Here is an 11332-nt window from a genome sequence, read left to right on the forward strand (position 1 = left end):
GCCCGGGTCGGGCGGCCACCCGACCGGGGTCAGGCCGCGGCGCGGTCCTCGGTGCGGCGACGGCGCAGGAGCGGCTGCAGGACGGCGGGCGTGCGGTAGTCCATGTCGAGCGCCCCGACCCCGGTGCCGGGCGGCACGATGGCGTCGATGCGGTCCAGGACGTCGTCGTCCAGCACGGTGTCCGCGCCCGCGAGGAGGTCGTCGAGCTGCTCCACCGTGCGCGGGCCCAGGATCGCGGACGTGACGCCGGGGTGGGCGACCACGAACGCCATGGCCAGGTGGGTCAGCGACAGCCCGGCCTCCTCGGCGACGGGGATGAGCCGCTCGACGGCGTCGAGGCGGCGTTCGTCGGTCAGGTGCCGGAAGCCGTGGCTCGCCCGCTTGCCCTCGGCGGGCACGCCCTTGCGGTAGCGGCCCGTGAGCATGCCCTGGGCGAGGGGGCTCCAGACCAGGGTCCCCATGCCGTACCGCTCGCAGACGGGCAGCACCTCGTTCTCGATCCGCCGGTCGAGGATCGAGTACGGCGGCTGCTCGGTGCGGAACCGGACCAGGCCGCGCCGTTCGGCGACCCACTGCGCCTCCACGATCTCGGAGGCGGGGAAGGTGGAGGAGCCGATGGCGCGGACCTTGCCGGCGCGGACGAGGTCGGTCAGCGCGGACAGCGTCTCCTCGACGTCGGTGTCCGGCGCGGGCCGGTGGACCTGGAACAGGTCGACGTGGTCGGTGCCCAGGCGGCGCAGCGACTCCTCCAGCGCGCGGACGAGCCAGCGCCGGGAGCTGCCCTGCCGGTTGGGGTCCTCCCCCATGGGCAGGTGCGCCTTGGTGGCCAGCACCACGTCGTCGCGGCGGCCCTTGAGGGCCTTGCCGACGATCTCCTCGGACTCGCCGTGCGAGTAGATGTCCGCGGTGTCGACGAAGTTGACGCCCGCGTCGAGCGCCTTGTGGATGATCCGGGCGGAGTCGTCGTGGTCGGGGTTGCCCGCGGCGCCGAACATCATCGCGCCCAGACAGTACGGGCTGACCTTGATGCCGGTGCGGCCCAGCGTGCGGTACTTCATGGCACTCCTCGTGCGGCTATGCTGACAAGCGGAACAACGTTCAGGTTCGACTATACGGAACATTGTTCCGGTTAGTCGAGTGGAGGGGTGACGTGAGCGCGGACACAGGACCTGACACGACCGGCAAGCCCGTGCGCGCCGACGCGCGGCGCAACGTCGAGGCCCTGCTCACGGCCGCCGCCGAGGTGTTCGCCACCGCGGGCGTGGACGCGCCGGTGCGGCAGATCACGGCCAAGGCCGGCGTGGGCGCCGGCACGCTCTACCGCCACTTCCCCCAGCGGTCGGACCTCATCGCCGCCGTGTTCCGGCACGAGGTCGACGCGTGCGCCGACGCGGCGCCGGTCCTCGCCGCGCGACACCGGCCGGTCGACGCGCTGGCCGCGTGGTTGCAGCGCTTCGCCGGGTTCATCGGCACGAAGCGGGGGCTCAGCGCCGCCCTGCACTCGGGCGACCCGGCCTACGAGAGCCTGCCCGGGTACTTCGAAGAGCGCTTCGTCCCCGTCCTCGGCGCGCTGCTCACGGCCGCGGCGGAGGCGGGCGAGATCCGCGCCGACGTCGACCCGGACGACCTGCTGCGCGCCGCGGCCAACCTGACGCTGCCCTCACCCGGCGACGACGGCCACGCGCGGCGCATGGTGTCGCTCCTGGTCGACGGACTCCGTTACGGCGCGAAGAGGTGAACTCGCACACGGTGCACCGCATCGGGTGATCAACGGCGGTGTTGACGATCAGCGAGGCGGGTATCAGTGCACAACGCTTCACGTCTCGACAGGAGGGAAAGCCATGACCGCCGGTGAGGACGCGCTGAACCTGCCCAGACCCCGACCCGCCGAACCGTCCGAAGCGGTGGTGCTGGAGCTGTTCGGGGACGTGCCGGACCTGGCCGCCGCGCGGCAGTGGACCGGCGAGGTGCTGTCGGACCTCGGCGAGGACGAGATCACCGACGCGAAGCTGGTGGTCTCCGAGCTGGTGACCAACGCCTACGAGCACGGGGAGCACCCGCTGTCCCTGCGGCTGCGGCGCGTCCGCGACCTCGTCCGCGTCGAGGTCACCGACCTGTCGCCGCAGGTGCCCGTGGTGGGCGGTTCGTCGGTCCGGGTGACCCGCGGTCGCGGGATGGTGCTCGTGGACCGGTTGTCCCGGCAGTGGGGCGCGGTGCGCCACGCGGTCGGCAAGACGGTGTGGGCCGTGCTGTCCGGTCAGTCCCAGCGCTCGAACGCGGTGCTGTCCCACTGATCCGCCGCCGGCCGGGCGCCGGCCGGCAGCGCCGCCGCGCAGTGCCGGGCGCTCGGTCGCCGGCGCGCGGTGAGCGAGGTCATCAGCGACAGCAGGCGCACCAGGTCGGACGGCAGGTCCGCGGGGACGGCGGGCGGTCGGTGCAGGCGGGCCAGGGCGGCGTCGACCGTGGCGCCCGGGTACTCGCGCCGACCGGTCAGGCACTCCAGCAGCACCAGGCCCAGCGCGTAGACGTCGGCCGCGGGGCCGACGTCGCCGCCGCGGACCTGCTCCGGCGCCAGGTAGGCCGCCGTACCGGGCACGTGGCCGACGCGGGTGAACCGCGTGGCGTCGGCCGACCGCGCCAGGCCGAAGTCGGCGAGGTGCGGCGCGCCGCGCCGGTCGAGCAGGATGTTCGCGGGCTTGACGTCCCGGTGCACCACGCCCCGGGCGTGCACGTGCGCCAGCGCCCCGGCCAGCACGGCACCCAGGCGGCGGACCTCGTCCACCGGCAACGCGCCCCGGTCCACCCTGGCGCGCAGCGTCGACCCCTCCACCAGTTGCAGCACCATGAACGGCCTGCCGCGGTGGTGGCCGGCGTCGTAGAGGGACACCACGGCGGGGTGCGACAACCGGGCCAGCGTCCGGACTTCGAGGTCGAACCGCCGAACGGCGTCGACGTCCGCGCTGGGCCGGAACACCTTCACCGCGACGGGGCGGCGCAGGTCGGTGTCCCAGGCGCGGTGGACCTCGGACGTGCCGCCCGAGCCCAGGGCCGCCGTCAGCTCGTACCTGCCGGCCAGCAGCGTCCGGCCGGCAGGCGGCACCCGCCCCCGCGGACCCGGAACACCTTCCACCGCGCCATTATCGGCCCACGCCCCGACGAGTTGATCACGGGGCGCCGGTCCGCGCCCCCGCGGTCAGGACGAGGGCCGCCTGGTCGTCCTCGCCGACCTGCCCGTGGGTGAAGTCGGCGACCGCGGCGGTCAGCGCCGCCAGCGTGCCGCGGGCGGTGGGGTGGGCGCAGCGGGCGAGGGCGGCGTCGAGGCCGGCGTCGTCGAGCTGGGAGCCGTCGGGCGCGCGCGCCTCGGTGATGCCGTCGGTGATCAGCACCAGGCTGTCGCCGGGGTGCAGGTCGACGCGGCCCACCTCGAAGCCCGGCTCGGGCACCACGCCCAGCAGCATGCCCCGCGTGTGCGGAGCGGTCACCGTGCCGTCGGCGCGCAGCACGCGGGGCACGACGTGGCCGGCGCGGATCAGGTCGATGCCCAGGTGCCCGTCGCGGTTGGTCAGGTGCCCGTAGACCAGCGTCACGAACCCGTTGCCGTGGCTGCGCGGGCGTTCGAGCAGGGCGGTGTTGATCGCCCGCACGACCCGGGTGGGGTCGGGCAGCACCCGGGCGATGGCCCGGGCGGTGTTGCGGACCACGGCGGTGGTGCTGGCGGCACGGGCGCCGCGCCCGCACACGTCGCCGATCAGGAACGCCCACCGCCCGTCCGGCAGCGGGAACACGTCGTAGAAGTCGCCGCCGACCTCCAGCCCCTCGCCGGCCGGGTGGTAGTAGGTCGCCACGTCCGCGCCCGGGATCGCGGGCAGGTCCGGCAGGAGCAGCCCGGCCTGCAGGTCGTGCGCCAGGCGGGCGCGCTGGGTGTACTGGCGGGCGTTGCGCGCGGCCAGCGAGGCGCGGGAGGCCAGCTCGCCCGCCAGCCGGACGGCGTGGCCGTCCAGCGGGGCGTCGCGGGTGGTGAACAGGGTCAGCGCGCCGAACGCCTGACCCCGGTCGGTCAGCGGGACGCACACGTAGCCGGTGACGCCCAGCTCGGCCCACGGGCCGCCGTCCGCCGGGGCGCGCCGCCCGACCTCGGTGGTCGCCAGGGCGAGCACCCGGGCCACCGCGTCGTCCTCGTCGTCGTAGACCGGCAGGTGGGCGGCCAGCAGCTCGGCCTGCTCGGGGGTCGACGCGGCGGTGGCCAGCCGCTCGACCCGCCCTGCCTCGACCACGTCGACCGCGCACAGCGCCGCCAGGGAGGGCACGCACAGGTCGGCCAGGCAGCGCAGCGTCTGCGTGTAGTCGAGGTCCTGCGACAGGGCGGTGCCCGCTTCCAGCAGGAACATCAGGTCCTCGCGGGCGGCCTTGGCCTTGGCCTCGGCGCGGACCCTGGCGTGCTCGGTGTGGTGGCGCTCGATGGCCAGCGCGGCGGTGTCGGCGAAGATCCGGGCCAGCGCCAGGTCCGACTCCTGCGGGCGGCGCGGCGTGCGGTGGTACATCGCGAACGTGCCCAGCAGTCGGCCGCTGCGGGTCAGGATCGGCGTGGACCAGCACGCGGCCAGCGACGCGCGGTCGGCCAGGTCGCGGAAGTCGTCCCAGAACGGGTCCGTCGCGATGTCGGTGACGATGACGGGCGTGCGGCGGTGGGCCGCGGTGCCGCAGGAACCCACGCCCTCGCCGGTGCCGATGCCGTCGATGGCCCGGTTGTAGAAGTCGGGCAGGCTCGGCGCGGCGCCGTGCCGCAGGTGGCGACCGTCCGGGTCGGCCAGCAGGACCGACACCAGCGTCCCGGGCGTGAGCTGCTCGATCGTCCGGGCCATGCCGTCGAGCACCTCGGACAGCGGCGCGTCGCGGGCGATCTGCTCCAGCAGCGCCCGCTGCTCGGCGGTCAACCGCTGCGCGTGCTTGACCTGCGTCGTCTCGACGCCCAGCACCGTCACGCCGGTGACACCGCTGCCGTTGTCGAACCGCGGCTCGTAGACGAAGTCGAAGAACGCCTCGCGCTCCCGACCCGCCTCGCCCAGCACGACCCTGGCGTCGTGGGCCGAGCACGACCGGCCGGTGCGGTACACGCCGTCGAGCAGGTCCAGGAACCCCTGCTCGGCCAGTTCCGGCACCAGCACCCCGATCGGCAGCCCGGTGCGCGCCCGGTCGCCGCCGCCGATGGCCTCGAAGAACGCCCCGTTCGCCGCCTCCAGCACGTGGTCGGGCCCGGTCAGCAGCGCGAACACGGCGGCGGACTGCCCGAACAGCGCCCGCACGTCCGACGTGTCGGACGGCCGCGCCCGCGCGGAGGTCACCCCCGCCACCGGTTCGTCCCCGTGCGCCATCACCGTCTCCGCCCCGTTTCCCACGCCTACCCGCTCGGTGCCGGCAGCCGTCCGGGTCCATCCTCCTCCACGGGGCCGCGGGCGTCGGCGCGGACGGCGCTCGGCACGTCCGGGAACACCGGTATGAGCCGGTCCAGGCCGGTGATCCCGATCGTCTTGACCGTTGCCGCGGGCACCGCCGACAACCGCAGCGCGCCTCCCCGCGCGGCGAGCGCCTGCGCCAGTCGCACCAGGCCGGAGAGCCCGGACGAGTCGCAGAGCGTCACGGCGCCGAGGTCGACGACGACCACGGCGCCCGGCCCGACCCCGTCGACCGCGACTTCGAACCGCCCGACGGTGTCGTGGTCCAGCTCACCCCGCAACCAGAGCACGTCCACGCCGGCCTCGTGCCCACGCCGCAGCTCGAACGCCATCCGCCGCCTCCACCACCCGTTCCGGACACCCGACGGATCGTAGTGACCGCACGACGGGAGCCCCGCCGGTCGTGGCGGGGCTCCCGTCGGTCACGCGGAGACCGGTTCGCGCTCGTCGGCCGGCCGGTGCGGCGCCTCGCGCGCCCGGCGGCGTTCCTTGCGGCCCTCGACCATCGAGTACAGGGTCGGGACGAGCACGAGGGTCAGCAGGGTCGAGCTGATCAGGCCGCCGATCACCACGACCGCCAGCGGCTTGCCGATGAACGCGCCCTCGCCCGTGATGCCCAGCGCCATCGGCAGCAGCGCGAAGATCGTGGCGGCGGCGGTCATCAGGATCGGCCGCAGCCGGCGCCGACCGCCCTCGACCACGGCCTGCGCCACCGGCATCCCGTCCCGCCGGTACTGGTTCACCAGGTCGATCAGGACGATCGCGTTGGTCACCACGATCCCGACCAGCATCAGCATGCCGATTAGCGCCGGCAGGCCGAGCGGGGTGCCCGTGAGCAGCAGCAGGCCGATGGCGCCGGTCGCCGCGAACGGGATGGACACCAGCAGGATCAGCGGCTGCACCAGGCTGCGGAACGTCGCCACCATGATCAGGAACACGATCGCGATCGCGGCGAGCATCGCCAGGCCGAGGTCGGCGAAGGTCTCCGCCTGGTCCGCGCTGACGCCGCCGATGCTGTGCGACGCACCGGCGGGCAGGTCCGCGGCGTCCAACCGGGACGTCAGGTCGGCCGTCACCGCGCCCAGGTCGGACCCGGTGGCCTTGGCCGACACGGTGGCGCTGCGCGCGCCGTCGGTCCGCCGCACCTGCACCGGACCGTCCACCACGGCCACGTCGGCGACCTGGCCCAGCGTGACGCCACCCGGCAGCGGCAACGCGCGCAGCGCGGCCACGTCGGTCGGCGCGGTGCCCGTGCGCAGCACCACCTTCTGGGACCGGCCGTCGATCGGCAGCTCGGTCACCGGCACGCCGCGCAGCGCCTGCGCCGCGAACTGGCCGATGGTCTGGCCGTTGAGGCCGCGGGCCGCGGCGGCGGCCTGGTTCACCGTCACCTGCACGCGGGGCGCGCTCACGGACAGGTCGTCGGTGACCTCGCCCACCCTGGGCGCGCCGGTGACGGCCTGCCGCACGCGGTCGGTCGCGTCCCGCAGCGTGGCCTCGTCGGGCGCGGTGACCAGCACGTCGATCGTGTCCGAGCCGAAGCCGGACGCCGCCGCGCCGAACGCCACCTCACCCGTGCCGGGCGTGTCCGCCAGCTCCTCGGTGAGCCGTTCCCGCAACGCCTCCAGGTCCGTTCCCTCGCGGACGGTGGCGCGCACGCTCGTGTCACCGCTGCCGCCGAACCCGAACGCGGCCAGGCTGTTGTCCGTGCCGACGGTGACCTGGTAGGTCTCCACCTCGTCGGTCCGGGACAACACCTCCTCCAGCTCGCGCGCCGCGTCGTCGCGGGCGGCGAGGCTGGTGCCGGGCGGCAGCTTCTGGCTGCCCTGCAGGGCGGTGCCGCCCGCGTTGTCGATGAAGTTGGTCTCCAGCGAACCGGCCAGGCCGAGCGTGCCGCCGAAGATCAGCACCGCGACGAGCAGCGTCACCCAGCGGCGCGTGGTCGCGAATCGCAGCACGGGCACGTAGGCGCGCTGCAACGGGCTGCGCTCCTCCTTCGCCAGCGCCGCCTCGCGCGCCCTGGCCGCCTCCTCCGGGTTGGTCGACGCGGTCGGGCGCTTGAGGAACCAGAACGCCAGCACCGGCACGATCGTCAACGACACCAGCAGCGACGCCAGCAGCGCCACGGTCACCGTGATGGAGAACGGGCCGAACAGCTCGCCCGCGATGCCGCCGACGAACGCGATCGGCAGGAACACCGCGACCGTGGTGAGGGTCGACGCGGTCACCGCGCCCGCCACCTCGCGGGTGCCGTCGAGCACCGCGCGCTGCTTCTCCTCGCCGTAGCCGAGGTGCCGCTTGATGTTCTCCAGCACCACGATCGAGTCGTCCACCACGCGGCCGACCGCGATCGTCAGCGCGCCGAGGGTGAGCAGGTTCAACGACAGGTCGCCGGTGTAGAGCGCGATCAGCGCGACCACCACGGACAGCGGGATCGACACCGCGGTCACCAGCGTGGACCGCACCGACAGCAGGAACAGCAAGATGACGACCACGGCGAACAGCAGGCCGAGCAGGCCCTCGGTGGTCAGGCCGCTGATCGCCTTCTCCACCTGCGGGCCCTGGTCGAACGCGACGGTGAGCGTGGAGCCGGCCGCCCCACCCCACTCGCCGAGCTTGTCGCGGACCTGCCGGGAGATCTCGACCGCGTTGCCGTCGGCGTTCATCGTGACGCTGATGCCGAGCGTGGGCTCGCCGTTGGTGCGGGTCAGCACGGTGGCGGCCGCGGGCGCGGACTCGACCTGGGCCACGTCGCCGAGCTTCACCGGCCCGGCGGGCGAGGCGAGGGTCAGGTTCCGGACGTCCTCGACGGTCCGCACGGGGCTGCCCACCTGCACGGTCAGCGTCTTGTCGGCCTCCGGGACGGTGCCGGCGGGCAGGACCGAGCCCGCGGTGGTCAGGGCGGTCGTCAACGCCTGCGGGTCGACCCGGGCCGCGCCGAGGCGGGCGTAGTCGACGGTGACGGTGACCTGCCGGTCCCGCTCGCCGCTGACCGTCGCCTCCCGCACGCCCGGGATCGCCTCCAGGCCGGGCACGACCTCGGCGCGCAGCCGGGCCGCGGCGGCGATGTCGTCGTCGCCGGAGGTCGCCGCGAGCGCGATCACCGGGATGTCGTCGGTGCTGCCCTGCGCGACGGTCGGCTCGACGCCCTGCGGCAGGCGGGGTTGGAGCCGGTTGACCGCCTGCTGCAACTGGGCCACGGCGGCGTCGAGGTCGGTGCCGTAGGTGAACATCACCTGCACCGTCGCGGAGCTCTCGGACGAGCGGGCGAACACCTGCTCGACACCGTCCACACCGCGCGCGGCCGACTGGATCGGGTCGGCGACCTGGCTGTCCACCAGGTCCGGCGACGCGCCGGGGAACGGCGCGATGACCACCGCCGCGGGCAGCTCGATGGACGGGAAGAGCTGCTGCTTGATCGAGGGCAGCGAGAACGCGCCGAAACCGATCACGAGCAGGCTGAGCAGCCCGACGAGGCTTCGGTTGGCCAGGCTCAGGCGAGCCAGCACGGACATCGTGGGAATCTCCTTGGTGGGCGGACCTGCCGGCGCGCCACGTCGGGCGACTGCGGTGGTGCCGCGGGCGGATGTGTGAACGGTGGCACACCGCACCTGAGAACGGGCTCAGACATGGGTTGGCTGCGCGCCGGTTGATCCGTCCCTGACCTGCGGGAACACTCCGGCGAACCGATCCGGCGGGCACCGGTGATCTTCGTCACGGAGGCCGGGGACGGGGGTCCCCGGCCTCCTGCGCACCCACGACGGCGTGCCCTGCCGGACGCCTACGGGGTCTCGGCCGCCGTCGGCGGATCGGGGCCGCCCGATCCGGCGGCCCGCAGGCATTACGCGGGCGACGGCGGGCCGGGTTCAGCGGTCGCGTTCGGGATGCCGCACCCCGCCGGTGCCGACCCCGCGGGACCGCCGGTCGGTGTGCCGCAGCCAGAGCAGGCCGAGCACCGGCAGCACGAGCGGGACGAACCCGTAGCCGCGGCCGAAGCCCGACCACACCGTGGCGTCCGGGAACGCGTCGGCGAACACCAGGCTCGCCGCGCCGACCACGAGCACGCCGGCCAGCTCCACCCCGCACGCGAGGTAGGCGACCCGGCGCGACACCGCACCGGCCAGCGCCGCCGTGGCGACGACGTAGACGACCGCCGCGAACGCCGACAGCAGGTAGGCCAGCGGCGCGTGCCCGAACCGGGTGCCGAGCTGCACCGCCGAGCGGGCCGTGGCGGCGACGGCGAACAGGCCGTAGACCGCGATCAGCATCCGGCCGGGCCCGGACCGGGTCGCGCGCGCGAGTTCCCCGGACCGCTCAGCCACCCGCGGCCGCCCAGAGCTGGTTGAGCCGCAGGATCATCACCGGCACGCTCAGGCACGCCACGGCCAGCACGCCCGCACCCCACCGCGACCGGTCCCCCAGCGCCCAGAACGAGCCGACGGGCAGCACGGCGACCACCGCCACCAGGTAGCCGAGGAACGTGGCCGGTTCCAGGTCCCCCCGGTCGCCGGTCAGCGCGTCGACCGCGGCCACGACCGCCTGCACCAGCAGCCCGACCTCCAGCAGCACGACGACCGCGGCGAGGCCGAGGGTCGGCTTGGTGGCCAGCGTGATGGGCCGGTCGGTGACGACCAGGACGAGCGACCACAGGGCCGCCACGAGCGCCACGACCGTCAGCGCGGTCGCGAGGACTTGGATCATCGTTCAACTTCCCGGTGGAGCGGACTCACCGCCGCAACCTACCCCGCGTCACGACCGGTGGAGCCGGACCCCGCGCCGCCACACGTCGACCACCGCCGCGACCGCGGCGATGTCGGTGGTCGGGTCGCCGTCCACCAGCAGCACGTCGGCGCGCAGCCCCGGCTCGACCCGGCCGCGGTCGGTGAGCCCGAAGCGGTCGGCGGGGGTGCTGGTGGCCGCGACCAGGGCCTCCAGCGGTGCGAGGCCGGCCTCGGTGAGCAGCAGGAGTTCCCGGTGCAGGGCGGTGCCGTGCACCGGGGCCCACGGGTTGGCGTCCGTGCCCGCCACGATGGTCGCGCCGGCCTCGTGCAGCTCCCGCGCCGCGCGCAGGGCGTGCTCGAAGCTGCCGCGCGCCGTGCGGTCGAGACCGGCCGACGAGCCGCTGACGGCCTCGAAGTACGCGAGCGTGCTGATCACGAACACGCCCCGCTCCGCGACCCGGCGCGCCAGGTCGCCGCCGTCGTCGCACCACACGTGCGCCAGGCCGTCGACGCCCGCGTCCACGGCGATGCCGACCTCCTCCGCGGTGATGGCGTGGGCGATGACCCTCAGGTCGCGCCGGTGCGCCTCGTCGACCAGCGCCGCGACCACGTCCGGCGCGAGGACGGGCAGGTCCGCGCCGTGCACCGCGCCGTCGTCGACCACCACCTTCAGGTAGTCCACGCCCTCGGCCGCCCGCGCCGCGACGAACGCCCGTGCGGCGGCCACGTCGGCGACGGTCTCGAACTCGTGCGCGGCGTCGCCGTGCTCGTCGCCGACGGCGGCGAGCAGTTGGCTCGGGTGCCCGCCGGGCGCGGTGGCGAGCAGGCCCGCGCTGCGCAGGTCGGCGACGTCGTCGCGGGACGCGGCGAGCGCGCGCTGCCGGGCCAGGTTGCCCGGCAGGCAGAACATGTCCAGCTCCGTCGTCACCCCGGCCGCGAGCGCGGCGGCCAGGCTGCCGTCGAAGACGTGGGTGTGCCCGTCGACCAGGCCGGGCAGCAGGGTCCTGCCCCGGCCGTCGACCTCCACGTCCCACCGACCGCCGGGTTCGGCGATCAGCGGGCCGTCGAGCAGCACGTCGGCGCGCGGCACGACGCGGTGGCCGTCGAACAGGCGCACGTCACGGATCAGGGTTCGCACGGTTGACTCCCTCCAGCGGG

The 11332-nt window shown here is 74.7% G+C and carries 10 protein-coding genes; 2 read left to right on the forward strand and 8 right to left on the reverse strand.

Translation table 11 applies throughout. The features are described 5' to 3' along the window. Positions 1–29: 29 nt before the first annotated feature. Positions 30–1058: an aldo/keto reductase gene (locus ACIGNX_RS18215; protein ID WP_396541425.1), complete on the reverse strand. Its 1029-nt coding sequence runs from the start codon at positions 1056–1058 to the stop codon at positions 30–32. 92 nt (positions 1059–1150) lie between these two features. Here ACIGNX_RS18215 and ACIGNX_RS18220 point away from each other — a divergent pair, with 92 nt between their 5' ends. Next, positions 1151–1738 carry a TetR/AcrR family transcriptional regulator gene (locus ACIGNX_RS18220; RefSeq protein ID WP_396541427.1) on the forward strand — a complete coding sequence of 196 codons (588 nt, stop codon included), beginning with the start codon at positions 1151–1153 and terminating at the stop codon, positions 1736–1738. A 103-nt stretch (positions 1739–1841) separates the two neighbouring features. Further along, complete coding sequence (locus ACIGNX_RS18225) at positions 1842–2294, forward strand: ATP-binding protein (RefSeq protein WP_396541429.1); 453 nt, start codon at positions 1842–1844, stop codon at positions 2292–2294. Here the strand turns inward: ACIGNX_RS18225 and ACIGNX_RS18230 are convergent. From ACIGNX_RS18230 to ACIGNX_RS18260, 7 genes are all read right to left on the reverse strand, one after another. Next, positions 2258–3130 carry a serine/threonine-protein kinase gene (locus ACIGNX_RS18230; RefSeq protein WP_396541431.1) on the reverse strand — a complete coding sequence of 291 codons (873 nt, stop codon included), beginning with the start codon at positions 3128–3130 and terminating at the stop codon, positions 2258–2260. The two genes, ACIGNX_RS18225 and ACIGNX_RS18230, sit on opposite strands and share 37 nt — an antisense overlap. A 34-nt stretch (positions 3131–3164) precedes the next feature. Then, the gene (locus tag ACIGNX_RS18235) at positions 3165–5372 is read right to left on the reverse strand and encodes a SpoIIE family protein phosphatase (RefSeq protein ID WP_396541433.1); all 2208 of its coding nucleotides are present in this window, start codon (positions 5370–5372) and stop codon (positions 3165–3167) included. 26 nt (positions 5373–5398) lie between these two features. Next, positions 5399–5785 carry an STAS domain-containing protein gene (locus ACIGNX_RS18240; protein ID WP_396541435.1) on the reverse strand — a complete coding sequence of 129 codons (387 nt, stop codon included), beginning with the start codon at positions 5783–5785 and terminating at the stop codon, positions 5399–5401. Between the two features lie 90 nt (positions 5786–5875). Beyond that, positions 5876–8968: an efflux RND transporter permease subunit gene (locus ACIGNX_RS18245; protein ID WP_396541437.1), complete on the reverse strand. Its 3093-nt coding sequence runs from the start codon at positions 8966–8968 to the stop codon at positions 5876–5878. A gap of 351 nt (positions 8969–9319) precedes the next feature. Continuing rightward, complete coding sequence (locus ACIGNX_RS18250) at positions 9320–9721, reverse strand: hypothetical protein (protein ID WP_396541928.1); 402 nt, start codon at positions 9719–9721, stop codon at positions 9320–9322. Between the two features lie 46 nt (positions 9722–9767). Then, a complete protein-coding gene (locus ACIGNX_RS18255) occupies positions 9768–10154 on the reverse strand; it encodes a hypothetical protein (RefSeq protein ID WP_396541439.1) in 387 nt (128 codons plus the stop codon). Between the two features lie 48 nt (positions 10155–10202). Next, complete coding sequence (locus ACIGNX_RS18260; RefSeq protein WP_396541441.1) at positions 10203–11312, reverse strand: amidohydrolase family protein; 1110 nt, start codon at positions 11310–11312, stop codon at positions 10203–10205. Positions 11313–11332: the final 20 nt, after the last annotated feature.

Source organism: Actinosynnema sp. NPDC053489 (assembly GCF_044544865.1).
Taxonomy (GTDB): Bacteria; Actinomycetota; Actinomycetes; order Mycobacteriales; family Pseudonocardiaceae; genus Actinosynnema.

Coding starts and splice junctions, on each gene's coding strand:
- ACIGNX_RS18215 (WP_396541425.1), bottom strand. CDS start 1,058: ATGAAGTACCGCACGCTGGGCCGCACCGGCATCAAGGTCAGCCCGTAC.
- ACIGNX_RS18225 (WP_396541429.1), top strand. CDS start 1,842: ATGACCGCCGGTGAGGACGCGCTGAACCTGCCCAGACCCCGACCCGCC.
- ACIGNX_RS18235 (WP_396541433.1), bottom strand. CDS start 5,372: ATGGCGCACGGGGACGAACCGGTGGCGGGGGTGACCTCCGCGCGGGCG.
- ACIGNX_RS18240 (WP_396541435.1), bottom strand. CDS start 5,785: ATGGCGTTCGAGCTGCGGCGTGGGCACGAGGCCGGCGTGGACGTGCTC.
- ACIGNX_RS18245 (WP_396541437.1), bottom strand. CDS start 8,968: ATGTCCGTGCTGGCTCGCCTGAGCCTGGCCAACCGAAGCCTCGTCGGG.
- ACIGNX_RS18250 (WP_396541928.1), bottom strand. CDS start 9,721: ATGCTGATCGCGGTCTACGGCCTGTTCGCCGTCGCCGCCACGGCCCGC.
- ACIGNX_RS18255 (WP_396541439.1), bottom strand. CDS start 10,154: ATGATCCAAGTCCTCGCGACCGCGCTGACGGTCGTGGCGCTCGTGGCG.